Source organism: Streptomyces shinuiensis, from assembly GCF_043660855.1.
Lineage (GTDB): Bacteria > Actinomycetota > Actinomycetes > Streptomycetales > Streptomycetaceae > Streptomyces.
Genome location: NZ_JBIHML010000001.1, coordinates 646,577 through 669,799 on the forward strand (window position 1 = coordinate 646,577; position 23,223 = coordinate 669,799).

Consider the following 23,223-nt stretch of genomic DNA (forward strand, 5'->3'; position numbering starts at 1 on the left):
TGCGGGAGCGGGCGCATCGGCCGGCACGGTCCGGTGACGCAGTGGAACGGGTCCGTCACCGCGACGCGCGGGAGAAAAAGGGACAGACCGGCACTCGTCCGCCCCGCCCGAACAGCCAAACCCGCCAAGGCATTAGCATGCGGCGCCATGAGCACCCCCACTGGCCCCGCAAACGGCCTGCCTGTACGAATGCCGCGTCCCCGACAGCCCGGACGGCACCGCCGGCCTCAGCCCGCCATAGCACCTGACGGTGCGCCCGCTCTGGTGCTGGCCGTCCCCGGGGTTCCCTCCGGCACCTCCCGGAGCCTCGCCGAGGAGATCCTGAGCATCGCCCGCTCCGAGCTGCCGGGGCTCGACGCCCGGGTCGGTTTCGTGGACGGCGACGACGGTGAGTTCCCCGCCCTCCGGAGCGTGCTGACGCGGGCCGCGGCCGACCGCGCCTCCCGCGCCGCCGCGGCGACGGCCGCGGTCCAGGCCGCTGCCGCCGAGGCGGTGGAGGCGGGCGCGGAGGCCGCCGAGGTGGAGGCCGAGGCAGAGGCCGCCCGCCGCCGGATCGAGGAGGCCCCGCTCGCGGTGGTCGTCCCCCTGCTGGCCGGGCCCGACGGAGCGCAGATGCGCCGGATACGCCAGGCCGTGCTCGAGAGCGGCTCCGGTGCCGAGCTGACCGACGTACTCGGCCCGCACCCGCTGCTGGCCGAGGCCGTCCACGTCAAGCTCTCGGAGGCGGGGCTGGCCCGGGCGGACCGCGCCCGGCTGTTCACCGTGGCGACCGCCGCCGACGGCATCATCCTGGCCGCCATGGGCGGCGAGGAGGCCGTGCAGGCCGCCGGGATCACCGGAATGCTGCTGGCCGCGCGCCTGGCGGTGCCGGTGCTGTCCGCGGGGCTGGACGAGGAGGGCGCCGTCACCCGCGCCGCCGAGCAACTGCGCGAGGCCGGTTCCCGGCAGCTCGCCCTGGCACCCTGCCTGATCGGCCCCGAGATCCCCGAGGGCCTGCTGGAGTCCGCGGTGCGGGAGGCCGACTGCCAGGCCGCCGAGCCGCTGGGCTCCTACACGGCGGTGGGCAGGCTGGCGGCCTCCACCTACGCCGCGAAGCTCGGCATCGCCCAGCGGTCGCCGCAGGGGGCGCAGGCCCACTGACCCGGGCCCTTCCCCCCCTGCGGCCCGCCGGGTCGCAGGGCCGCGCGGCGGGCCGAGCCCGGCCGACCTCTCAGCCGGCCCCTCAGCCGAGGACGACACAGGTGGCGGCCGGAGCCTGGACCGAGCCCGCCCGGTGCGGCACCCCGGTGTCCGGATCGAGTTCGAACCAGGTCACGTCGCCCGAACGCTCGTTGGCGGCGTAGAGCCTGCGCCCGGCCGGGTCCAGGGCCAGGTCGCGCGGCCAGTGCCCGCCGCAGGGGACGGTGGTGACCAGCTCCATACCCTCGCCGTACGGCTCCAGGGCCAGTACGGCGATGCTGTCGTGTCCGCGGTTGGCCGCCCAGGCCCAGCGGCCGTCGGCGGAGACCACCAGCTCCGAGGGGTAGCTCCCCCCTTCCGCCCCGGAACCCGCCGGCAGCGTGCCGACCTCCCCCGCGGGCTCCAGAACGCCGCTCGCCCGGTCCCACCGGCAGCAGACCACGGTGGAGACCAGTTCATTGACGACGTACGCCCGGTCGCCGCGCGGATGGAAGGCCAGGTGCCGGGGTCCGCTGCCGGGCCGCAGCGGTGTCCGCCCGTGCGGGCGGAGCGCGGCCGCGGCGTGGTCGAGCCGGTAGACCCACACCGAGTCGGCGCCGAGATCGACCGCCAGCAGCCAGCGCCACGAGGCGTCGGCGACCACGGCGTGGGCGTGCGGCCCCTCCTGCCGCCCGCCTACCGGCCCGCGGCCGCTGTGGGACAGTACGGCCGGCTGCGCGCCGAGGGTTCCGTCGGGCCGCAGCGGCAGCGAACTGACGCTCCCAGACGTGTAGTTGGCGGTGATCAGCTGCCCGGCCGCGCAGGTCAGATGGGCGGGACCGGCGCCTTCGACGGACACCGGCGCCCCGGCGGGGCTCGGCCGGTCGGGGTCGGCCAGGGACAGCGCGGCGGCGCGGCCGTCCTCGGTCTCGCTCACCGCGTAGAGCATCCCCCCGCCCGGCCCCGGCACGAGGTAGGAGGGGTCGGGTACCGCGTCCGTGTGGTGCAGCACCGTCAGTGCCCCGGTGTCCGGATCGACGGCGGCCGTGGTGATGCCGCGTCCGCCCGCCGAGGTGTAGGACCCGATGTACGCCCGCCGTCCGCCGCCCGCACCGTCCACTGTGCCGCCCCTCTCCCGTTCGATCCCGCTCGGTTCCGCTCGAGTCGCTGCCCCCGTTCCGGGCACCGGGGGCGACCGTAGCATTGGCCTGGACCAGACTGGGAGGGCTCCCAGGCCCTCCCCGATCCGGCCCGCTCTCCGGCACGGCGACGCGGCTAGCCGAGGAAGGACAGCCGCACCCGCCGGTCGGGGTTGTCGCCGTTGGTGTCCACCAGGCAGACCGACTGCCAGGTGCCCAGCTCCAGCCGCCCGCCGACCACCGGCAGGGTGGCGTGCGGCGGGACGAGGGCCGGCAGGACGTGGTCGCGGCCGTGGCCGGGGCTGCCGTGCCGGTGGCTCCACCGGCCGTCGGCGGGCAGCAGGTCGCGCAGTGCGGCGAGCAGGTCGTCGTCGCTGCCCGCCCCGGTCTCGATGATCGCGATGCCGGCGGTGGCATGGGGGACGAAGACGTTGAGCAGCCCGTCGCGGCCGCCGGCGACTTCGGCCAGGAAGCCCTCGCATTCGCGGGTGAGGTCGGCGACGGTCTCGTCCGAGCCGGTGGTGACGTGGAGGGTACGGGTGCTGAAGTGATCGCTCATTGCTCCATCCTGGGGCCTGCCTCCGCTCCGGGAAGCATCCGGCCCCGCCCGTGGTTGGCCGGTCATGGAGTTCTCCGAGGTGGAGGTCGTGGTCGTGGGCGCCGGGCAGGCGGGCCTGTCGAGCGCCTACCACCTGCGGCGCGCCGGGTACGAGCCCGGCCGGGACTTCGTCGTCCTGGACCGCTCCCCGCGTCCTGGCGGGGCCTGGCAGTTCCGCTGGCCCACCCTGACCTACGGCCGGGTGCACGGGATGCACTCCCTGCCCGGCATGGAGCTGACCGGCGCCGATCCCCACCGCCCCTCCGCCGAGGTGATCGGCGGATACTTCGCCGGCTACGAGCGCGCCTTCGGCCTGCGGGTGCGGCGCCCGGTGCGGGTGCGCGCGGTGCGCGAGGCCGGGGACGGACGGCTGCTGGTGGAGACCGGCGCCGGGGTGTGGGCCACCCGGGTGCTGATCAACGCCACCGGCACCTGGGACCGCCCCTACTGGCCCCGGGTGCGCGGTCAGGAGTCCTTCGCCGGCCGCCAGCTCCACACCTCCCGCTACCCCGGGCCGGGCCCCTTCGCGGGCGAGCGCGTGGTGGTCGTGGGCGGCGGCACCTCCGCCGTGCAGCACCTGCTGGAGATCGCACCGGTCGCCGCCGCCACGGCCTGGGTGACCCGCCGCGAGCCGGTCTTCACCGAGGGACCGTTCGACGCCGGGCGCGGACGGTCGGCGGTCGCCCTGGTCGAGGAGCGCGTACGCGACGGGCTGCCGCCGCGCAGCGTGGTCTCCGTGACGGGACTGCCCATGACCGAGGAGATGTGGCGCGCCCGGGACAGCGGAGTGCTGCGGCGCCTGCCGATGTTCGACCGGATCACGCCCGGCGGCGTGGAGTGGGACGACGGGCGCTCCGTCGCGGCGGACAGCATCGTGTGGGCCACCGGCTTCCGTCCCGCGCTCGGCCATCTGGCGCCGCTGCGGCTGCGCGAGCCGGGCGGCGGCATCCGCATGGACGGCACCCGCGTGGTGCGCGATCCGCGGATCCATCTGGTCGGCTACGGCCCCTCGGCGAGCACCGTCGGCGCAGGCCGCGCGGGCCGGGCCGCGGTCCGTGCGGTGCGGGACCTCCTCGGCCACCCCTCCGGGAGCGAACAGAGCCCCGGGGAGTCACCCGTAAACGTGATGGCGGAGAAAACGGCTGCGCGGTGACCGCGGGACGCGTGGTGCACACGTTGTGCGGGTGACGCGCCGCGGAGCTTCACCGCTCCTCCGGCCCGGAGTCCCACCGGGAGACGGAGGGGTCTGTCCCGACACGCACAAGGGGAAAGTTCCCGACGGACCTCATCACCGGCCTGCTCGCCGGCCTCGTCCACTTCGTCGGCCGGCTCGTCCGACCGAACGGCGGGCGACGCCCCGGCGACGCCCCGGCGGCGCGGCTCAGTGGTGCGGCGCGGAGACGCTGGAGTCGCGGACGACCAGTTCTGGCTGGAGCACGATCCGCTGGTGCCGGTGCCCGGCGGCCGTCTCCCCGGTCTCCTCGATGAGCAGCTCGGCGGCCGTGCGTCCCATCCGGAAGGCGGGCTGCCGCATCGAGGTCGGGGGAACGGCCGCCGCCGCGGCGAACTCGATGTCGTCGTAGCCGACCAGTGCGATGTCCTCCGGCGCCGAGACCCCGGCAGCGAACAGCGCCTGGAGCACCCCCAGCGCGAGCAGGTCGTTGGCGCAGAACACCGCGCCGTCGGCCTGGGCGTCGTCCCCAGCAGCCTGGCGCCGGCGTCCCGCCCCGCGGTCACGTCCAGCCGCTCGCCCTCGATCCGCCGCAGCGCGCTGTGGGGCAGCCCCGCCTCCCGCAGGGCCGCCAGCGCGCCGGTGTGCCGGTCGCGGCACTGCGACAGATGCATCGGCCCGCTCACGTAGACCAGTTCCCGGTGGCCCTGGGCCAGCAGGTGCCGGGCGGCCAGCGATCCGCCCGTGATGTCGTCGACGGAGACCGAGCAGCCCTCGTCGGCGCTGTCCAGCACCCGGTCCACCACGACGTAGGGGATGTCGTGGCGGCGGAAGTCGGCCGGGTTCCGGCCGGAGGTGCCGGCCGGGGTGACCAGGACGCCGCGCACCCGCTGCTCGGCGAAGAGGGAGAGGTAGTCGGCCTCCTCCGCGGGGCTCTGAGCGCTGTTGCACAGCATCGCCCCGAGCCCCTCCTCCCGCGCCGCCCGCTCGGCACCGGAGACGACATCGGCGAAGAAGGGGTTGGCCATGTCCAGCACGAGCAGGGCGAGGATCCTGCTGCGACCCGCCCGCAGGTGCCGCGCCGACTCGCTTCGCACATAGCCGAGTTGCGCTATCACCGCCTGCACCCGGGTCCTGGTCTCCTCGGCGACCATCTCCGGCCGGTTGATGACGTTGGAGACGGTGCCCACCGACACCCCCGCCTGACGTGCCACGTCCTTGATACCCACCATGCGCGCCACGAGCCCGACCGTCTCCCGTTTCCTGCTGTCCGCGGCGCCCGGCCCGGAGCCGCGCGCCCATGCTACGCACCTGTTCCGGGGCCGCAGGCACACCGGATCCCGCAGGGCGCCCGTCCGCACCGAGGGCCGCGGCGGCCCTCCCGTCGCGCGGCCGAGGCCGTCGCGGAGGAACTGGGCGGCCCGGGCCGGGCCGTGGCCGTCACCGTCGACGTCACCGACGAGGCGGCCGTCAGGTCGGCCCTGACCGAGGCCGCCTTGGCCTTCGGCGGCGTGGACCTGGTGGTCAACAACGCCGGGATCCCCGTCTCCAGGCCGCTGCTGGAGACCACCGCCGAGGACTGGGACCGCCAGCACGCCATCACGGCCCGCGGCTCCTTCCTGGTCTCTCGCGAGGCGGCCGGTTGATGGCCGCCCAGGGCATGGGCGGCGACATCGTCTACATCGCCTCCAAGAACGCCGTGTTCGCGGGCCCGAACAACGTCGCCTACGGCGCGGCCAAGGCCGACCAGGCGCACCAGGTGCGGCTGCCGGCGGCCGAGCTGGGTGAGTCGGGCATCCGCGTCAACGGCGTCAACCCCGACGGGGTGGTGCGCGGTTCCGGCATCTTCGCGGGCGGCTGGGGCGCCCGGCGCGCGGCGGTGTACGGGGTGCCGGAGGAGAAGCTGGGCGAGTTCCACGCCCAGCGCACCCTCCTCAAGCGCGAGGTACTGCCCGAGCACGTGGCGAACGCGGTGTTCGCGCTGACGGGCGGCGAGCTGAGCCACACCACCGGGCTGCTCGTGCCCGTCGACGCGGGCGTCGCCGCGGCATTCCTGCGCTGACGCCCTCCCTCATCACCTGCCCGGCCTTCGTGTGAACCGGTCGTGCCACCGCGGTGGCCGGGCAGGCCCGACTCCCTTTCCCGCGGGGTCCCGCCGTGTCCCCTGCCCCACCGTCGCACTCCTCCCCGTCCTTCGCCGCCGTCGATCTGGGTGCCTCCAGCGGGCGCGTCATGGTGGGCACGGCCGGGCCGGGCGTTCTGGAACTGCGCGAGGCGCACCGCTTCCCCAACCGCCCCGTCCGTGCCGGCGGCACCCTGCACTGGGACGTCCTCGGCCTGTACCGGGGCGTGCTGGACGGGCTGCGGGAGGCGGGCCGGGCCGCGCCGCGGGGGCGCCTGGCCTCGGTCGGCGTCGACTCCTGGGCCGTGGACTACGGGCTGCTGGACGCCTCGGGCGCGCTGCTGGGCAATCCGGTGCACTACCGCGACGGCCGTACGGCGGGGGCCGCCGGCCGGGCCGCGGCCGTGATGCCGCCCGAGGAGCTGTACGCCGCCACGGGCCTGCAGTACCAGCCGTTCAACACCCTCCACCAACTGGTGGCGGCCCGCGGTACGCCCGCGCCGGAGGCCGCCCGGCGCCTGCTGCTGATCCCGGACCTGATCGCGTACTGGCTGACGGGCGAGACGGGCACCGAGCTGACCAACGCCTCCACCACCCAGCTCGTCGATCCGCGCACCGGTGACTGGGCGCGCCCGGTGGCGAAGGCGTTCGGCGTCGACCTGTCGCTGTTCCCGCCACTGCGGCGGCCGGGGGATCCGGTGGGCGAACTGCTGGGCGAGGTGCTGGAGGAGTGCGGGCTGGCCGGGCCGGTGCCGGTGACGACCGTCGGCTCGCACGACACCGCCTCCGCCGTGGCCGGAGTCCCGGCGGAGAGCGGGCGGGCGTTCGCGTACATCGCCACGGGCACCTGGTCGCTGGGTGGTGTGGAGCTGGAGGCCCCGGTGCTCACCGAGGAGTCGCGCGCCGCGAACTTCACCAACGAGCTGGGCGTGGACGGCACGGTCCGCTATCTGCGCAACATCATGGGTCTGTGGCTTCTCCAGGAGTGTCTGCGCTCCTGGGAGGCCGAAGGGCTCGCGCCCGGCCTGGAGGTGCTGCTGCGCGAGGCCGCGAAGGCACCCGCGCTGCGCTCGGTGGTGAACGCCGGCGATCCGGCCTTCCTGGCGCCGGGGCGGATGCCCGCGCGGATCGCCGAGGCGTGCCGGCGCACCGGCCGGCCGGTCCCCCGCGATCCGGCCGAGACGGTCCGCTGCGTGCTGGACTCCCTGGCCCTGGCCCACCGCCGGGCGGTCGCCGACGCCCAGCGGCTGTCGGGGCGGGAGGTGGAGGTGGTGCACATCGTCGGCGGCGGGGCACGCAACGAGCTGCTGTGCCGGCTGACGGCCGACGCCTGCGGACTGCCGGTGGTGGCGGGCCCGGCCGAGGCGGCGGCCTTCGGCAACGTGCTGGTCCAGGCGCGCGCGGCCGGCGCCGTACGCGGTGACCTGGCGGCGCTGCGCTCCCTGCTGCGTGCCACCCGGCCGCTGCGGCGCCATGAGCCCAGGGGCGACCGGGCAGCCTGGCGTCGGGCGGAGGCCGCGGTACACGGGTAGCGCTGTTCGTGACGTGTGTGACCGACACGCTCCGCCCTGGCACAGGGCGGGCCGCTCCCGCCGTACCGGAGAGGCCGGGGGCGGAAGCGGTGTGCGCGGTGGACAACCCCTGCCCGGTGCACATCGGCGGCGCCCTGGCACGGCGGGGTTCGGCCGTGTGGAGGGCGCCCACGGCCCGCGCGCCCTGGAGGCGGTCCTCGTCGAGGATCCCGCCCCCGGCGGCCGAGCCGCCGGGGGCGGGAGGGGGACCGTGGGAGCGGGCCGGGAGGTGAGGCGCCGACGGGCGCAACCGGGGCTGCTCCGTCGGGGCGCCGCCATTGCTCTGTACCTCTGTCACCGTGCGTGGCCTCTTGTCGCTCAGCGCGCCCGCGACTAGCTTCCCGGCATGCCTTCCCGCCGTTCCCTCCTCGCCGGCGGCGCGGCGGCCGCGCTGGCCGCCCCGCTCCTGCCCTCCGCCACCGCCACCGCCGCGCCCGGCAACCGCTCCGGCGGCCGGGGCGTCGTCCCCGGCGCCGATGCCGCGGCCGCCCGCGGCTGGTCCATGCTGCGCGGCCGCAGGGTCGGCGTGATCAGCAATCCGACCGGCGTACTGCGCGACGCCGGGCACATCGTGGACTCCATGGCCGCGCGCAGCGAGCTGGAGATCGTCGGGGTGTTCGGCCCCGAGCACGGTTTCCGGGGCAGCGCGCAGGCGGGCTCCTCCGAGCCGGAGTTCACCGACCCGCGCACCGGTCTGACGGTGTACGACGCGTACGGTGCGGGCGCGGCGAAGCTGGCCGAGCTGTTCACCAGGGCCGGGGCGGACACGATCGTCTTCGACATCCAGGACGTCGGCGTCCGCTTCTACACCTACATCTGGACCATGTACAGCGCGATGGTCGCCGCCCGCTCCACCGGCGCCCGCTTCGTGGTGCTGGACCGCCCCAACCCGATCGGTCGGCGGGCCGACGGCCCGCTGATGACCGAGGAGTTCACCTCGGGCGTCGGCGCCGAGGTGATCATCCAGCAGCACGGGATGACGGTGGGCGAGCTGGCCCGCTACTTCAACGGCGAACTGCTGCCGGAGGAGGGCGGGGGCGGGAAGGTGGCGGAGCTGGAGGTCGTGCCGGTACGCGGCTGGGACCCGTACTCCACCGCGCACGGCAGCGGCCTGCCCTGGGTACCGCCCTCCCCGAACATGCCGACCGCGGACACCGCCGTGGTCTACGCCGGGACCGGTTACTTCGAGGGCACCAACCTCTCGGAGGGGCGCGGCACCACTCGCCCGTTCGAGTTCGTCGGCGCGCCGTACCTGGACCACCGCTACAGCGACCGGCTGAACGCGCGGAGGCTGCCGGGGGTGCGGTTCCGCGAGGGCTACTTCGTGCCGACGTTCGGCAAGCACACCGGCACCACCTGCGCGGGCGTCCAGGTCCACGTCACCGATCCGCTCCGCTACGAGCCGATCCCCACGGCGGTGGCGATGCTGGTGGAGGCGCGCCGCCACGACGACTTCGCCTGGCGCCGGGACTCCTGGGACACCAGGCGCCCGTTCTGGATCGACAAGCTATCCGGCTCCCCCAGGCTGCGGGAGATGATCGACGCGGGCAAGGACGTGGAGGAGATCACGGCCGCCTGGCGTGAGGAGGTACGCGCCTTCGAGCGGGCGCGGCGCCCGTACCTGCTCTACACCTGAGACTCCCCGCGAGGCTGGAGACGGCCGGTCCGGTGCCGAGGCGCCGGACCGGCCGTTCAGCGCAGCCGCTCGGCGAACGCCCGGTACGCCCGCTCGCCGAGGAGGACGAAACGGACCTCCTCGACCGATGTCCGCGTCGACCGGACCGTCTCCACGGCGATGCGCGCGGCGTCCTCCAGGGGCCAGCCGTAGACACCGGTCGAGACGGCCGGGAAAGCGACCGTCCGCGCTCCGAGCCCGTCGGCGGCCCGGAGGGACTCGCGGTGGCAGGAGGCGAGCAGTTCCGAGCGGTCCTCCTCCCGGCTGAAGACCGGTCCCACGGTGTGGATCACCCAGCGTGCGGGCAGCCGTCCGGCGGTGGTGGCCACCGCACGGCCGGTCGGCAGGCCCTTGCCGTAGCGGGAGGCGCGCAGGGACCGGCACTCCGCGAGGATCTCCGGACCTCCCCTGCGGTGGATCGCCCCGTCGACGCCTCCTCCGCCCAGCAGGGAGGAGTTGGCGGCGTTGACCACCGCGTCGACGGACTGCTCGGTGATGTCGCCCTGGACCATCCGGATCGTGACCATGGGTCCATCCTGCCCGGTGCCGGGACGGGACGGTGTCAGGGCAGGGGGAGTCCGGCCGCCCAGGCCAGGCCACCCAGCAGATGGCGCCGGAAGGCGGGATCGTCGTAGGCCCCGGGGCTGTGGCCGAGCGCGGTGTAGAAGGAGCGGCCCCCGGTGTTCTCGTGGCACCACGCCAGCGGATGGTCCTCCCCCATCCCGCCGCCCTCGTAGGTGGACTCGTCGGCGCGGACCAGTACCCGCACCCGGCCGCGCGGGCTGACCCGGAAGTCGTACCACTCGTCCGTGAACGGCCATGCGGCGTCCAGGTGCGCAGTGGCCGGGTGGTCGCGGTCCTCCACCACCGCCACGCCCGGCTGGAGTTCGGGATGCCTCTCGAAGCGCGCGCCGAGCAGTTCGCCGTACCAGGGCCAGTCGTACTCGGTGGTGGCCGCGGCGTGCACGCCGGCGAAGGCGCCGCCCGCGGCGGCGTACGCCCGCAGCGCCTCGCGGCTTTCGGGGGTCAGCACCTCGCCGCTGGTGGAGAGGAAGACCACCGCGCGGCAGCCGCCCAGGGCGGCGGCGAGGACACCGGGTTCCTCGGTGGCCTCGACGGTGAGGCCCAGGCGTCCGCCGAGATCACGGAAGGCCTCGAACCCGTGCGGGATGGAGTCGTGCCGGTAGCCGGTGGTCCGGGTGAAGACGAGGATCCGTTCAGTGCTCATGGCTCCATGGTCCCCCGCCCCCGCACCGCGGCGGACTACTCTCGTCGGCATGCCAGCACGTATCAAGGACCTGGTCGTGGACGCCGCGGACCACCAGGCGCTCGCCGACTGGTGGTGTGCCGCGCTGGGGTACGAACGCCGCAGACCGCTGGGTCATCCTCCCCCGCCGGCGGAGTGGGCGGTGGCCATCCACCACCCGCAGGACGCCGGGCCGGTGATCTGGTTCAGTCCGGTGCCGGGCCCCGAGGCCGGCCGGAACCGGGTGCGCTTCGACGTGTGGGGCGACACCGGCGACCTCCTCTCGCTCGGCGCCACCCTGGTGCGGCGGCATGACAGGGACGCCGGGTGGGACGTCCTGGCCGACCCGGAGGGCAACGAGTTCGGCGTGTTCGCCCCGGGCTTCCGTACTCCGGGCGGGGGGACCACCCGGTGACGGGCGCCGCCGGCCCCGTACCCGGTGTGTCCGGCCCCGTGCGGAGGCTCATCGACACGGTGGCGTGGGTGCATCTGCGCGACGGCATGGTCCTGGGCGCCCGTACGCGAGGCAGGGACCTCTTCTACGTCCCGGGCGGCAAGCGCCACACCGGGGAGAGCGACGAGCAGACCCTGCTGCGGGAGGTCGCGGAGGAGCTGACCGTGGCGATCGTGCCGGGCACGGTCGCCCACGTGGGCACGTACGAGGCTCCGGTGGACGCGGACACCCCGGATGTGGTGGTGCGGATGGCCTGCTACACCGGCGACTACCGCGGCACGCTCGCCGCCGACGGCGAGATCGAGGAGATCCGCTGGCTGGCGTACGCCGACCGCGCCCTGGTACCGCCGGTGGACCGGCTGGTCTTCGACGAACTGCACGCCGGAGGGAGGCTGTCGTGACCGGTCCGGCCGTGGAACTGCGCGGGACCGTGCCCGGCGACCTGCCCTCCCTCTTCCGCCTCCAGCTCGATCCGCAGGCCAACCGGATGGCGGCCTTCACCGTCGCCGACCCCTCGGACCGCGCCGCCTTCGACGCCCGCTGGGAGCGGCTCCTCGGTGACCCCGGGAACGTGAACCGGACGGTGCTCATCGGCGGCGAGGTCGTCGGCAGCGCCATGGTCTACGGAGGTCCGGGGGAGCGCGAGGTCACTTACTGGATCGCCCGCGAGCACTGGGGCCGGGGCATCGCGGGGCGTGCGCTGGCGGCCCTTGTGACCGAACACCCGCACCGCCCGCTGTACGCCCGCGCGGCCAAGGACAACCACGGCTCGCTGCGGGTCCTGGAGAAGTGCGGCTTCGTGCGCTGCGGCGAGGACGCCGGATACGCGGCGGCCCGCGGGGAGACGGTGGAGGAGTACCTGCTGGTGCTGCGCTGACGGTGGTTCAGGCGGGGGCGGTCTCGACCGCTCCGGGGCCGGAGCCGGCCGGTCCGGCCGCCCCGGGTCCGGCCGCCCCGGGTCCGGCCGCCCCGGGTCCTGTCGGCTCGGGTCCTGTCGGCTCGGGCCTCCCCGATTCGGCCCCCGCCGATTCGGGGAGGACGGCGTCGCGCCGCAGCAGGGCCGCGTAGCGCCCGTCGCGCGCGATGAGTTCGTCATGGGTGCCGCGCTCGGCGATCCGGCCGCCGTCGAGGACGACGATCTGGTCGGCGTCGCGGATGGTCGACAGACGGTGGGCGATCGTCAGCGTGGTGCGGCCCGCGGCCAGCGCGTCGACGGCCCGCTGGACCGCCTGCTCGGTGCGGGTGTCCAGGGCGCTGGTGGCCTCGTCGAGGATGAGGACGGGCGGGTCGCGCAGAATGGTGCGGGCGAGGGCCAGTCGCTGCTTCTCGCCTCCGGAGAAGCGGTATCCGCGCTCGCCGACGAGGGTGTCGTAGCCCTCGGGCAACGAGGCGATGTGGTCGTGGATCTGGGCGGCGCGGGCCGCGGCCTCGATCTCGGCGTCGGTGGCGCCGGGGCGGGCGAAGCGGAGGTTGTCGGCGACGGAGGCGTGGAAGAGATAGGTCTCCTGCGACACCACGCCCACCGTCCGGGCCAGGGAGTCGAAGTCCAGCTCCCGTACGTCGATCCCGTCGATGGTGACCCGGCCCCCGGTGACGTCGTACAGCCTCGGCACCAGATAGCTCAGTGTGCTCTTGCCGGAACCGGTGGCGCCGACGACGGCGAGGCTGCTGCCCGCCGGGACGTTCAGGTCGATGCCGCTGAGCGTGGGGGTGGCCGAGCCCGGATCGTAGGAGAAGACGACGTCCTCGAAGCGGATCTCGCCGCGCGCCCGCTCCAGCCTCACGGGCCGGGCGGGTTCGGTGATGTCCACCGGCAGGTCCAGGTACTCGAAGATGCGCTGGAAGAGGGCGAGCGAGGTCTGCACCTGTACGCCGGTGCTCAGCAGTGAGACGGTCGGGCGCAGCAGGCCCTGCTGGAGGGTGACGAAGGCGACCAGGGTGCCGATGGAGAAGGCCGGGCCGCCGAGGTGGAGGAGCAGCCCGGCCGCCCAGTACAGCAGCGCCGGGATGGCCGCCATGATGATGCCGATGACCGACATCCGCCAGCGTCCGGCCATGTTGGAGCGGATCTCAAGGTCCGCCAGCCGCTCCGACTCCCCGGCGAAGGAGCGGGTGAGGGAGTCGGCGCGGCCCATGGTGCGGCCCAGCAGGATGCCGCTGACCGACAGCGACTCGGTCACCATCGCCGACATCGCCGCCATCTGCTTCTGCCGCCGGGTGGCGATCTTCTTGCGCTCCCGGCCCACCCGGCGGCTTATCCAGACGAACAGCGGCATCAGCAGCAGGGAGACGAGGGTGAGCCGCCAGTCCAGCACCAGCATGGCCACGATCGTCGCCACCACGCTGGTGAGGTTGGAGACCAGGGAGGTCGCGGTGGAGGTGACCGTGGCCTGCATTCCGCCGATGTCGTTGGCGATGCGGGACTGGACCTCGCCGGTGCGGGTGCGGGTGAAGAACGCCAGGGGCATCCGCTGGAGCTTGGCGTAGACCCCGGTGCGCAGGTCGTGCATGACGTGCTGGCCGACGGTGGTGCTGATCAGCGTCTGGAGTACGTTGAAGACACTGGTCAGCACCGCCGTGGCGATCATGCCCAGGGCGAGCAGGGACAGCAGGCCGGTGCGCTGCTCGGGGATGGCCACGTCGAGGATCTCGCGCAGCAGGAACGGCGAGGCGACCGACACCAGCGAGGAGGCGCCGACCAGCAGTCCGACCACGGCCAGCCGTCCGCGGTAGGGGCGGAAGAGGCGCAGGATGCGGCGGATCTGGGCGGGCGGCTGCGGCTCGCCCTTCTCACTCCGCGGTGGGGTCCAGTCGGGTTCGTCGCGGTGCAATGCGCTCCTTCGGCGGTCGGCGGAGGTCGGCGGGACCGCCCGCGGGGGGCCGGTCCCGGCTCACCAGCCTACGGTCGCCCGCCCGCCGGGCGCCCGTCCGCGCCGCCCGCCCGGGCGCCGCCGTGCCCGGGTGGACGATCGGAGGGCAGCCGTCCGGAAGCCCGCCCGGGCGGGCTTCCGGACGGGCGGGCTTCCGATCAGGAGGCGAGGCTCCGCCTGTCGCCCATCACGATGACCGGGTGCCGCGCCGGGTCGAGGGTGCGCAGCAGGTACTCCATTCCGGCCCTGGAGAGGCTGACGCAGCCGGAGGTCCCGCTGCCGTGGTCCATGTGCAGCCAGATGCTGCCGCCCTTCTCCTGCCCCAGGGGACGGGCCGGGTGGTTGGGCGGGGTGCCCCTGACGCGGTTGTAGTCGATGGCGATCACGTAGTCGAAGTCGTGCCGGTACGCCATGGGCCAGTGGCGCGGCGCGGCGAAGGCGTCGGAGCGGGTGTACGGCAGCTTCGCCCCGGGATCGGGGAGGACGCCGCCGGCGTCGGAGAGGGTGAAGACGCCGACCGGGCTGCGCTTGTCGTTCTCGCGGTGGTCCGGCGTCCAGCCCCGCCTGCCGTTGTGGGCGGGCCAGCGGCGCTCGCGTGTCCAGGTCTCGCCGTTCCGGGTGTACAGGACGACCGTGGCGTCCCCGGAATCCCCACCCGCGCCGTAGACGGCGACGACCTGCCGGGCCGAGTCGGGGATCTCGGCGTGGAGGCGCTCACCGACACCGGGGATGCGGTGGGATCCGGCTCCGGGTGGGGAGGGCGGCTGCGGCGCCCCCTGCCGGGGCCGGGGGGAAGGGGAGGATCCGGCCCCGGCCGTGCCCCCGCCGCCACAGCCCGCGAGCAGAAGGAGCGCCGTCGCGGCGGCGCAGATCGCCGGCGCCGTGCGCCGGACACCGGGTCCGAACCGTGTACCGGTCCTGCTCATGCCGTACATCGTCCCATCCGCCGCACGGAAAACCCTTTGCCCTCCCGCCGGGGTGGCGGAAGGCTTGCACGGTCGCTTCCGCTTCTCCGCCATCGAGACCGTTTCCGGGACGTCATGCGCATTCGCGATCTTCCATACCCTGATCCCGGCGACCCCGACGTACGGTCCGGGTTCCGCCTCATGCTCTGGCTGTGGCGCTCACAGCTGGGCGGCCAGTCGAAGGCGCTGGCCTGGGGGACGCTCCACATGGCGGCGGTCGCCTCCTTCCCCCTGGCCGTGGGCATGGCCGTACAGGCCGCCACCGAGCGCTCCGGGGACCGGCTGGTCCTCGCGGGCGCCCTGACGGTGGTGCTGGGTCTGGCGGTCACCGTCGGGGACACCATGCTGCACCGCGCCGCCGTCACCAACTGGATCACCGCCGCGGCCCGGGTGCAGCAGTTGCTGGCCCGGCGGACCGCCGGGCTGGGGGCCGCGCTGACCCGGCGGGTGGCGGCCGGCGAAGTGGTGGCCGTCTCCACCGGGGACATCGAGAAGATCGGCTGGTTCGTCGAGGCCGTCTCCCGCTTCGGCGCCGCTTCGCTGACCACGGCCGGGGTGTGTGCGGCTCTGGTGGTGTACGAGCCGCTGCTGGGTGCCGTGGTGACACTGGGCGTGCTGGCGCTGGTGGCCGCCGTACTGCCGCTGCTGCCGCCGGCGACCCGCCGGGCCGACACGCAGCGGGCGAAGGCCGGGCGGGCCACCGAGCTGGCCGCCGACACCGTGGCCGGGCTGCGGGTGCTGCGCGGCGTCGGAGGCGAGGAGTTGTTCCTCGGCAGGTACCGCAGGGCCTCGCAGGAGGTGCGGCGGGCGGCGGTGCGGACCGCGCGGATGTGGTCGCTGATCGATGCCGTGCAGGTGGTGCTGCCGGGGGTGCTGCTGATCGCGGTGGTCTGGCTGGGGGCGCGGCTGGCGCTGGACGGCACGGTCGCCGTGGGTGAACTGGTGACGGTGTACGGCGCGGTGACCTTCCTGCTCTTCCCCTTGAGGCTCTTCCAGGAGATCGCCATGGCCTACTCCTTCTCCCGCCCTTCGGCCGAGCGGGCCGCCCGGGTCCTGGCGCTGAGCCGTGGGACGCGGGCGGACGCCACGGGGGCGCGTGGGGGCGCGCAGACGCCGGCCGGCGACCTGTACGACCCGGTGAGCGGGCTGCTGGCACCGGCCGGGGGCCTGACGGCGGTGGTGTGCGGCGACCCCGACGCGGCCGGCCGGCTCGCCGAACGGCTGGGCGGGCACGGCACCGGATCCGGAACGGAGGAGCCGTCGGTGCTGCTGGGCGGGGTCGCCCTGGACGGTGTGCCGCTGGAGACGGCCCGTACCGCCGTGCTGGTCCAGGACAAGGACCCGGTGCTGCTGTCGGGCACCCTGGGGGAACTGCTCGACGTGCCGTCGTCCGGCGCGGTCGCGCCCGGACGGGCGCTGGACGCGGCCCAGTGCGGCGATGTGCTCGCCGCGCTGGCGCGCGCCGGGGGCGCCCCGGACGGTGACCCGATGCGGGCCCGGATCACCGAGCGCGGCAGATCGCTGTCGGGCGGCCAGCGCCAGCGGCTGGCGCTGGCGCGGTCGCTGATCGCCGATCCGCAGGTGCTGGTGCTGGACGAGCCGACCAGCGCCGTCGACTCGCACACCGAGGCACGTGTCGCCGACGCGCTGCGCCGGCTGCGCGCCGGCCGCACCACGGTGGTGTTCTCCTCCAGTCCGCTGCTGCTGGACCGGGCCGACCGGGTGGTGTTCTTCTCCGGCGGCGAGGTGGCCGCCGTGGGCACGCACCGGGGGCTGCTGGCGAACGAGCCGGGGTACCGCGCTGTGGTCACCCGCGAGGCCGGCGGCGATGACGAACACGACACCGGCGAGGGCGGGCCCGGGGCCGGAGCGGCCGGAGGCCGGGGGCCGCTGCGGCACGAGCAGATGGAGGAGAGCGCATGATCGGCGTCGCACCGCCCGCCCACGATCCCGCCGCGTCCGAGTCGGCCGCGGCCCTGCCGGTCGGTGCGCCGGGGACCGTGCGTGCCTACGTCGGCGAACTGGTCCGGCGGCACCGCGGGGCCTTCACCGTACTGGTGTCGGTGAACGCCGTCGCGGTACTGGCCTCCATGGCCGGCCCCTACCTGCTGGGGCGGGTGGTGGAGGACCTCGCGGCGGGGGCCCGCGATCTGCACCTGGAGCGCACCGTCGTCCTGTTCGCCACCGCTCTGGTCGTCCAGACGGTCTTCGTCCAGCAGGTACGGCTGCGCGGAGCGGTGCTGGGCGAGCGGATGCTGGCGGATCTGCGCGAGGACTTCCTGGTCCGCTCGGTGCGGCTGCCGCCGGGTGTGCTGGAGCGGGCCGGTACGGGTGACCTGCTGTCCAGGATCACCACCGACATCGACCGGCTGGCGGGCGCCATGCGCGAGGCGGTGCCCCAGTTGTCGATCGGCGTCGTCTGGGCCGCGCTGCTGCTGGGCGCGCTCACGGCCACCGCGCCGCCGCTTGCGCTGTCCGTCGTGATCGCCCTGCCGGTGCTGCTGGCGGGCTGCCGCTGGTACTACCGGCGAGCGCCCGGCGCCTACCGTTCCGAGGCGGCGGGGTACGCCGCCGTCGCCGCCGCCCTGGCCGAGACCGTGGACGCCGGCCGGACGGTGGAGGCCCACCGGCTGGGCCCGCGCCGGATCGCCCTGTCCGAGCAGCGCATCGGCCGGTGGACGGCGTGGGAGCGGTACACACTGTGGTTGCGCACCGTCCTCTTCCCCGTCGTCAACGGCACCCATGTGCTGATCCTCGGCTCGGTGCTGATGCTCGGCGGGTTCTTCGTACTGCGGGGCTGGATCTCGGTCGGTGAGCTGACGACGGGCGCACTGCTGGCGCAGATGCTGGTCGAACCGATCGGCCTGATCCTGCGCTGGTACGACGAGCTCCAGACCGCCCAGGTGTCCCTGGCCCGGCTGGTCGGGGTACGGGAGATCGAGCCGGAATCGGGCGACGGCGCACTGCTCCCGGACGGCCGCGAGGTGCGGGCCGACGAGGTGCGGTTCGGCTACAACGCGGGCGGCGACGTGCTGCACGGGGTGTCGCTGGACGTCACGCCCGGTACGCGGGTCGCGCTGGTGGGGCCCTCGGGTGCGGGCAAGTCCACGCTGGGCCGGCTGCTGGCGGGGATCTACGCGCCGCGGGCGGGCGAGGTCACGCTCGGCGGGGCCGAGCTGGCCCGGATGCCCGCGGAGCGGGTGCGCGAACACGTGGCGCTGGTCAACCAGGAGCACCACGTCTTCGTCGGTTCGCTGCGCGACAACCTGCTGCTGGCGAACGCGGACGCCGGCGACGCCGAGCTGTGGGCCGCCCTCGCCGCGGTGGACGCCGAAGGCTGGGCCCGGAAGCTGGCCGACGGCCTGGACAGCGAGGTCGGCTCGGGCGGGGAGGCGATCACCCCGGCCCAGGCCCAGCAGATCGCGCTGGCCCGGCTGGTGCTGGCCGATCCGCACACCCTGGTCCTGGACGAGGCGACGTCCCTGCTGGACCCGCGTGCCGCCCGGCATCTGGAGCACTCGCTGGCGCGGGTGCTCCAGGGGCGGACCGTGGTGGCGATCGCGCACCGGCTGCACACCGCGCACGACGCGGATGTGATCGCGGTCGTGGAGGACGGCCGGATCAGCGAGCTGGGAAGCCACGGTGAGCTGGTCGCCGCCGACGGCGCCTACGCCGCGCTGTGGCGGTCCTGGCACGGCTGACCCGGTCCCCCTTGCCTTCCGGCCCGGAGCGCTCCGGGCCGGAAGGCAAGGGGTCGGGGCGTGCGCCCGGGGGCGGCTCGGCCGACGAGGGCTCAGCCGAGGAAACCCACGGCCCACAGCCCGCTCAGCCCACCGGCCAGCATGAAGCCGGGCATCAGGACCTGCACCTCGACCCAGCTGCCGGCCTTGAACCGCATGGGCTTGGGCGTGCCCAGCGGGTACCAGCGCTTGCTTCCCAACGGAATCGGCCACAGGACCGGGCAGCCGGAGACGGTGATGGCGTCGCCGAGGTCGTGGACCAGGGCGCCCAGCACGATCGGCAGTCCCAGCCACAGGTACTCCTGGCCAGGTGCGGTGAACAGCCAGTCCGCCCCGTTTCCGGGTTTGTTCAGGATGTCCGCCAGGATCCACGCGCTGGTCGCCCCCAGCAGCCACACCAGAACGTCGCTGGAGACCCGCGCCGCCCGCCACAGCAGGCCCTCGACGGCCAGCACCATGTGGACGAAGAGGATGCCCAGCACCGCCCAGCGTCCGCCGAGCATCGCGAAGGCCGAGAAGCCGGCACCCATCGCCACCGCCCACAGCCAGGTGTGGGTGAGGGTGCGGTGGCCTCCCGCGCGGCGCGGGTCGCCGGACTTGCGGGTGGCCTTGTAGACCGCGCACGAGAGTTTCTCGATCACCATGCACAGCCATCTGGAGAGCGGGCCGAAGGCACGGGAGATCGTCGCCGACTTGTGGTCCAGATCGGGTGCGAGGGCCGCACCCGCGCAGATCAGGGCACCGGCCACCAGGACCGGCCACGGCATCGGCCGGTCCAGGGCGTCCGCCACCGCTCCCACCCCCAGCCACGCCGCCGCCCCCGACAGTGAATGCGCCGGTCCCATCATGTGCGTCCCCACCCCATCGCGTTCGCTCCGCCGTTGTGCCGGTGGCACAGCGTAGTGCCGATGATCTTCGTGCGGTCGGCCGGTTCCCACCGGAGGCACCGCGGCAGGCAGTATGGAGGGCGTGACCCTTATCGATCAGATGCCGAGCACCGCAGACCCCGACACTCTCTACGAAGCCTTCTCCGGCTGGGCCGAGGGACGGGGCATCACGCTCTATCCCGCTCAGGAGGAGGCGCTGATCGAGGTGGTCTCCGGGGCGAACGTCATCCTGTCCACACCGACCGGGTCCGGCAAGAGCCTGGTCGCGGCCGGGGCGCACTTCGCCGCGCTCGCCCAGGACAAGGTCACCTTCTACACCGCCCCCATCAAGGCCCTGGTGTCGGAGAAGTTCTTCGACCTGTGCAAGATCTTCGGCACCGAGAACGTCGGCATGCTCACCGGCGACGCCTCGGTCAACGCCGACGCGCCCGTCATCTGCTGCACCGCCGAGGTGCTCGCCTCCATCGCGCTGCGCGACGGCACGGACGCCGACATCGGCCAGGTCGTGATGGACGAGTTCCACTTCTACGCCGAACCGGACCGCGGCTGGGCCTGGCAGATCCCGCTGCTGGAGCTGCCCCAGGCGCAGTTCGTCCTGATGTCGGCGACGCTCGGCGACGTGAGCAGGTTCGAGAAGGACCTGACGCGGCGCACCGGGCGTCCGACCGCCGTGGTGCGCTCCGCCACCCGGCCGGTGCCGCTGAGCTACGAGTACCGCATGACCGGCCTGACCGAGACGCTGACCGAACTGCTCGAAACCCACCAGGCGCCGGTCTACATCGTGCACTTCACCCAGGCCCAGGCGGTGGAGCGCGCTCAGGCACTGATGAGCATCAACATGTGCTCGCGTGCCGAGAAGGACGAGATCGCCAAGCTGATCGGCAACTTCCGTTTCACCACCAAGTTCGGGCGGAACCTCTCGCGCTACGTCCGGCACGGCATCGGGGTGCACCACGCCGGAATGCTGCCCAAGTACCGTCGCCTGGTGGAGAGGCTGGCCCAGGCGGGCCTGCTGAAGGTGATCTGCGGTACCGACACCCTCGGGGTGGGAGTCAACGTGCCCATCCGCACAGTGCTGTTCACCGCGCTGGCCAAGTACGACGGCAACCGGGTGCGGGTACTGCGGGCACGGGAGTTCCACCAGATCGCGGGCCGTGCCGGCCGGGCCGGCTTCGACACGGCGGGCCTGGTCGTGGCCCAGGCCCCCGAGCACGTCATCGAGAACGAGAAGGCCCTCGCCAAGGCGGGTGACGACCCGAAGAAGCGGCGCAAGGTGGTGCGGAAGAAGGCCCCGGAGGGCTTCGTCAACTGGAGTGAGCAGACCTTCGAGAAGCTGATCGCCTCCGACCCGGAACCGCTCACCTCCCGCTTCAGGGTGACCCACGCGATGCTGCTGTCCGTCGTCGCCCGGCCCGGTGACGCCTTCGCCGCGATGCGCAAGCTGCTGGAGGACAACCACGAGGACCGGCGCAGCCAGCTGCGCCACATCCGGCGGGCGATCGCCATCTACCGCTCCCTCCTGGACGGCGGGGTCGTCGAGCGGCTGGACGCACCCGATGCCGAGGGGCGCCGCATCCGGCTGACCGTGGACCTCCAGCAGGACTTCGCGCTCAGCCAGCCTCTGTCGACCTTCGCGCTCGCCGCGTTCGAGCTGCTGGACCTCGAGTCCCCCTCGTACGCGCTGGACATGGTCTCCGTGGTGGAGTCCACGCTGGACGACCCTCGGCAGATCCTGGCCGCCCAGCAGAACAAGGCCAGGGGCGAGGCCGTCGCGCAGATGAAGGCCGACGGCGTCGAGTACGAGGAACGCATGGAGCGGCTGGCGGACATCGGCTACCCCAAGCCGCTGGAAGAGCTGCTCTTCCATGCCTACGGCGTCTACCGCAAGAGCCACCCGTGGGTCGGCGACCATCCCCTGTCCCCCAAGTCCGTGATCCGCGACATGTACGAAAGGGCCATGACCTTCGGGGAGTTCGTCTCCCACTACGAGCTGGCCCGCACCGAGGGCATCGTCCTGCGCTACCTGGCCAGTGCCTACAAGGCGCTGGAGCACACCGTGCCCGACGACCGGAAGTCCGAGGACTTCCAGGACATCGTCGAGTGGCTGGGCGAGATGGTGCGCCAGGTCGACTCCAGCCTGCTGGACGAGTGGGAGCAGTTGGCCAACCCCGAGGACGAGACGGCCGAGGAGGCCCAGGACCGCGCCGACCAGGTCAAGCCCGTCACCGCCAACGCCCGCGCCTTCCGAGTGCTGGTGCGCAACGCGATGTTCCGGCGGGTGGAGCTGGCCGCCCTGGACAAGGTCGAGGAGCTGGGCGAGCTGGACGCCGACGCCGGCTGGGACGCCGACGCCTGGGCCGAGGCCATGGACGCGTACTGGGAGGAGTACGACGAGCTGGGCACCGGACCGGACGCCCGCGGCCCGAAGCTGCTGCGGATCGAGGAGCGCCCCGAGGACGGCCTGTGGCGGGTGCGGCAGACGTTCGCCGACCCCGACGGCGACCACGACTGGGGGATCACCGCGGAGGTCGACCTCACGGCCTCCGACGAGGAGGGCCGAGCGGTGATCAAGGTCATCGACGTGGGGCAGCTCTGACGGCGGCCGCGGGCTCGCGCGAGGACGGATCCACGGCCGGCGGGGGCGGCTGCCGGTCTCCGCAACGCGGGAGGGGTTCTCCCGAAGGAAGCAGAACCGATCCCCCTCGGCCGGCTCCTCCGGCTTCCTCGCTCCCGGCCGGCCGGGGCTCCCGCTCCGGCCGGCACAGGGGGCGGGCCGACCGCGCCGTGCTCAGCGCCAGCGTCAGACCCAGCCGGTGCCAGAGGACCTCCTCCTCGCCGTCGGCGGTGAGCAGCCCCCGCACGACCCTCCTGGCCGCGAAGGACTCCGGCCGGGCGGTGGTCAGCTCCGGCCGCAGTCGCGCGAGCCTGGCCCGTTCGACCGGATCCGGTACGGCCTCCTCCAGTACCTCTGGTGTGAGTACCGCGGCGTGGGCGGCGGCGGCCGCCCACGGATCGTCCGTCCGGCGGACCGCCTGGGCGATCCGCCGGTTGCGCCAGTGGCGCGGACGCCAGTCCTCGCCCTCGGCCAGGATGCGCAGCAGCCCCTCGGGCAGCGGGCCGCGGAGCAGCGCCGACTGGTGCTCGGCGATGTCCCGCAGCTCGCTGGCGAGGTAGAACCAGACCACCGCCCGGTACCGGTTGAGGGAGAAACGCACCGGTCCGAAGCAGCCGGCCCGGGCCAGCCGCGTGAAGCGCACCGCGGTGACGCCCAGCAGCCCGGCGCCCTCCCGTGCACCGACCAGACGCAACCGCTCACGCAAAGTGGCCGGAAATCCCTCCTCCGCGCGCACCCGGGCCAGCTCGGCCACCGGCACCCGGCGGCGATGGCTCTCCCGCCGCGGCGCCACCGTCGCCAGCGCGCCCAGCTCGACGGCCAGTTCCAGTTCCCTCGGCCTGATCCCCAGCATCCGGTGCGCCTCGCCCATCGGCACGGCCTCCACCGCGTCCCTCTCCCGTGTACAGGCCTTCTCCGTCCGTACCAGTCCGACCGGCATGGTGATCCCCCTGCGCATCTCGACGACTACCGTGTGCGACGAAGGTAGTCCGCCGTCGAACCGCTCCGGGGGA

General features: G+C 74.0%; 18 protein-coding genes and 2 pseudogenes. 11 read left to right on the forward strand and 9 right to left on the reverse strand.

Features of this window, described 5'->3' with window-relative positions:
* Positions 1-147 precede the first annotated feature (147 nt).
* A complete protein-coding gene (locus tag ACGRHY_RS02785) occupies positions 148-1,140 on the forward strand; it encodes a sirohydrochlorin chelatase family protein (protein ID WP_394633788.1) in 993 nt (330 codons plus the stop codon).
* Positions 1,141-1,222: 82 nt separating this feature from the next.
* Here ACGRHY_RS02785 and ACGRHY_RS02790 read toward each other — a convergent pair whose 3' ends face one another.
* Both ACGRHY_RS02790 and ACGRHY_RS02795 read right to left on the reverse strand, forming a co-directional pair.
* Positions 1,223-2,278 (reverse strand): lactonase family protein, encoded by a 1,056-nt coding sequence (locus tag ACGRHY_RS02790; protein ID WP_394633789.1) that lies wholly within the window; start codon positions 2,276-2,278, stop codon positions 1,223-1,225.
* A 155-nt stretch (positions 2,279-2,433) separates the two neighbouring features.
* Positions 2,434-2,856 carry a secondary thiamine-phosphate synthase enzyme YjbQ gene (locus tag ACGRHY_RS02795; protein ID WP_394633790.1) on the reverse strand — a complete coding sequence of 141 codons (423 nt, stop codon included), beginning with the start codon at positions 2,854-2,856 and terminating at the stop codon, positions 2,434-2,436.
* A 64-nt stretch (positions 2,857-2,920) separates the two neighbouring features.
* On the opposite strand from ACGRHY_RS02795, the gene ACGRHY_RS02800 reads away from it, so the two are divergent.
* Entirely contained in the window at positions 2,921-4,048 is a 1,128-nt protein-coding gene (locus ACGRHY_RS02800; RefSeq protein ID WP_394633791.1) for an FAD-dependent oxidoreductase, read from the forward strand.
* 228 nt (positions 4,049-4,276) lie between these two features.
* Here ACGRHY_RS02800 and ACGRHY_RS02805 read toward each other — a convergent pair.
* Positions 4,277-5,298, reverse strand: a pseudogene (locus tag ACGRHY_RS02805) (LacI family DNA-binding transcriptional regulator).
* 159 nt (positions 5,299-5,457) lie between these two features.
* Between ACGRHY_RS02805 and ACGRHY_RS02810 the strand changes: the two are divergent.
* From ACGRHY_RS02810 to ACGRHY_RS02820, 3 genes and pseudogenes are all read left to right on the forward strand, one after another.
* Positions 5,458-6,128 (forward strand): annotated as a pseudogene (locus ACGRHY_RS02810) (SDR family oxidoreductase); the annotation flags it as partial.
* 95 nt (positions 6,129-6,223) lie between these two features.
* A complete protein-coding gene (locus ACGRHY_RS02815) occupies positions 6,224-7,720 on the forward strand; it encodes a rhamnulokinase (protein ID WP_394633792.1) in 1,497 nt (498 codons plus the stop codon).
* A 385-nt stretch (positions 7,721-8,105) separates the two neighbouring features.
* Entirely contained in the window at positions 8,106-9,395 is a 1,290-nt protein-coding gene (locus ACGRHY_RS02820) for an exo-beta-N-acetylmuramidase NamZ family protein (RefSeq protein WP_394633793.1), read from the forward strand.
* A gap of 56 nt (positions 9,396-9,451) precedes the next feature.
* Here the strand turns inward: ACGRHY_RS02820 and ACGRHY_RS02825 are convergent, their stop codons facing one another.
* Positions 9,452-9,961: an O-acetyl-ADP-ribose deacetylase gene (locus tag ACGRHY_RS02825; protein ID WP_394633794.1), complete on the reverse strand. Its 510-nt coding sequence runs from the start codon at positions 9,959-9,961 to the stop codon at positions 9,452-9,454.
* 35 nt (positions 9,962-9,996) lie between these two features.
* Positions 9,997-10,662, reverse strand: coding sequence for a ThuA domain-containing protein (locus tag ACGRHY_RS02830; RefSeq protein WP_394633795.1), 666 nt, complete (start codon positions 10,660-10,662; stop codon positions 9,997-9,999).
* A gap of 49 nt (positions 10,663-10,711) precedes the next feature.
* Here ACGRHY_RS02830 and ACGRHY_RS02835 point away from each other — a divergent pair, with 49 nt between their 5' ends.
* The 3 genes from ACGRHY_RS02835 (at position 10,712) to ACGRHY_RS02845 (ending at position 12,011) form a co-directional block, all read left to right on the forward strand.
* Complete coding sequence (locus tag ACGRHY_RS02835; RefSeq protein WP_394633796.1) at positions 10,712-11,095, forward strand: VOC family protein; 384 nt, start codon at positions 10,712-10,714, stop codon at positions 11,093-11,095.
* Between the two features lie 86 nt (positions 11,096-11,181).
* Entirely contained in the window at positions 11,182-11,535 is a 354-nt protein-coding gene (locus ACGRHY_RS02840) for an NUDIX hydrolase (protein ID WP_394637904.1), read from the forward strand.
* Positions 11,532-12,011: a GNAT family N-acetyltransferase gene (locus ACGRHY_RS02845; RefSeq protein WP_394633797.1), complete on the forward strand. Its 480-nt coding sequence runs from the start codon at positions 11,532-11,534 to the stop codon at positions 12,009-12,011. The genes ACGRHY_RS02840 and ACGRHY_RS02845 overlap by 4 nt, the downstream gene beginning before the upstream one ends.
* A 7-nt stretch (positions 12,012-12,018) precedes the next feature.
* Here ACGRHY_RS02845 and ACGRHY_RS02850 read toward each other — a convergent pair whose 3' ends face one another.
* Together ACGRHY_RS02850 and ACGRHY_RS02855 are read right to left on the reverse strand one after the other, a co-directional pair.
* Positions 12,019-13,965, reverse strand: coding sequence for an ABC transporter ATP-binding protein (locus ACGRHY_RS02850; RefSeq protein ID WP_394633798.1), 1,947 nt, complete (start codon positions 13,963-13,965; stop codon positions 12,019-12,021).
* A gap of 197 nt (positions 13,966-14,162) precedes the next feature.
* Positions 14,163-14,930: a L,D-transpeptidase family protein gene (locus tag ACGRHY_RS02855; protein ID WP_394633799.1), complete on the reverse strand. Its 768-nt coding sequence runs from the start codon at positions 14,928-14,930 to the stop codon at positions 14,163-14,165.
* A 114-nt stretch (positions 14,931-15,044) separates the two neighbouring features.
* Here ACGRHY_RS02855 and ACGRHY_RS02860 point away from each other — a divergent pair, with 114 nt between their 5' ends.
* Both ACGRHY_RS02860 and ACGRHY_RS02865 read left to right on the forward strand, forming a co-directional pair.
* A complete protein-coding gene (locus tag ACGRHY_RS02860; protein WP_394633800.1) occupies positions 15,045-16,892 on the forward strand; it encodes an ABC transporter transmembrane domain-containing protein in 1,848 nt (615 codons plus the stop codon).
* The gene (locus ACGRHY_RS02865; RefSeq protein WP_394633801.1) at positions 16,889-18,670 is read left to right on the forward strand and encodes an ABC transporter ATP-binding protein; all 1,782 of its coding nucleotides are present in this window, start codon (positions 16,889-16,891) and stop codon (positions 18,668-18,670) included. Before ACGRHY_RS02860 ends, ACGRHY_RS02865 begins: the two co-directional genes overlap by 4 nt.
* 92 nt (positions 18,671-18,762) lie before the next feature.
* Here the strand turns inward: ACGRHY_RS02865 and ACGRHY_RS02870 are convergent, their stop codons facing one another.
* The gene (locus tag ACGRHY_RS02870) at positions 18,763-19,557 is read right to left on the reverse strand and encodes a metal-dependent hydrolase (RefSeq protein WP_394633802.1); all 795 of its coding nucleotides are present in this window, start codon (positions 19,555-19,557) and stop codon (positions 18,763-18,765) included.
* A 121-nt stretch (positions 19,558-19,678) separates the two neighbouring features.
* Here ACGRHY_RS02870 and ACGRHY_RS02875 point away from each other — a divergent pair, with 121 nt between their 5' ends.
* The gene (locus ACGRHY_RS02875; RefSeq protein ID WP_394633803.1) at positions 19,679-22,192 is read left to right on the forward strand and encodes a DEAD/DEAH box helicase; all 2,514 of its coding nucleotides are present in this window, start codon (positions 19,679-19,681) and stop codon (positions 22,190-22,192) included.
* Here the strand turns inward: ACGRHY_RS02875 and ACGRHY_RS02880 are convergent.
* A complete protein-coding gene (locus ACGRHY_RS02880; protein ID WP_394633804.1) occupies positions 22,170-23,150 on the reverse strand; it encodes a DUF6397 family protein in 981 nt (326 codons plus the stop codon). The two genes, ACGRHY_RS02875 and ACGRHY_RS02880, sit on opposite strands and share 23 nt — an antisense overlap.
* Positions 23,151-23,223 lie beyond the last annotated feature (73 nt).

Coding starts and splice junctions, on each gene's coding strand:
- ACGRHY_RS02835 (WP_394633796.1), top strand. CDS start 10,712: ATGCCAGCACGTATCAAGGACCTGGTCGTGGACGCCGCGGACCACCAG.
- ACGRHY_RS02855 (WP_394633799.1), bottom strand. CDS start 14,930: ATGAGCAGGACCGGTACACGGTTCGGACCCGGTGTCCGGCGCACGGCG.
- ACGRHY_RS02870 (WP_394633802.1), bottom strand. CDS start 19,557: ATGATGGGACCGGCGCATTCACTGTCGGGGGCGGCGGCGTGGCTGGGG.
- ACGRHY_RS02865 (WP_394633801.1), top strand. CDS start 16,889: ATGATCGGCGTCGCACCGCCCGCCCACGATCCCGCCGCGTCCGAGTCG.
- ACGRHY_RS02795 (WP_394633790.1), bottom strand. CDS start 2,856: ATGAGCGATCACTTCAGCACCCGTACCCTCCACGTCACCACCGGCTCG.
- ACGRHY_RS02830 (WP_394633795.1), bottom strand. CDS start 10,662: ATGAGCACTGAACGGATCCTCGTCTTCACCCGGACCACCGGCTACCGG.
- ACGRHY_RS02820 (WP_394633793.1), top strand. CDS start 8,106: ATGCCTTCCCGCCGTTCCCTCCTCGCCGGCGGCGCGGCGGCCGCGCTG.
- ACGRHY_RS02880 (WP_394633804.1), bottom strand. CDS start 23,150: ATGCCGGTCGGACTGGTACGGACGGAGAAGGCCTGTACACGGGAGAGG.
- ACGRHY_RS02800 (WP_394633791.1), top strand. CDS start 2,921: ATGGAGTTCTCCGAGGTGGAGGTCGTGGTCGTGGGCGCCGGGCAGGCG.
- ACGRHY_RS02825 (WP_394633794.1), bottom strand. CDS start 9,961: ATGGTCACGATCCGGATGGTCCAGGGCGACATCACCGAGCAGTCCGTC.
- ACGRHY_RS02860 (WP_394633800.1), top strand. CDS start 15,045: ATGCGCATTCGCGATCTTCCATACCCTGATCCCGGCGACCCCGACGTA.
- ACGRHY_RS02785 (WP_394633788.1), top strand. CDS start 148: ATGAGCACCCCCACTGGCCCCGCAAACGGCCTGCCTGTACGAATGCCG.
- ACGRHY_RS02840 (WP_394637904.1), top strand. CDS start 11,182: ATGGTCCTGGGCGCCCGTACGCGAGGCAGGGACCTCTTCTACGTCCCG.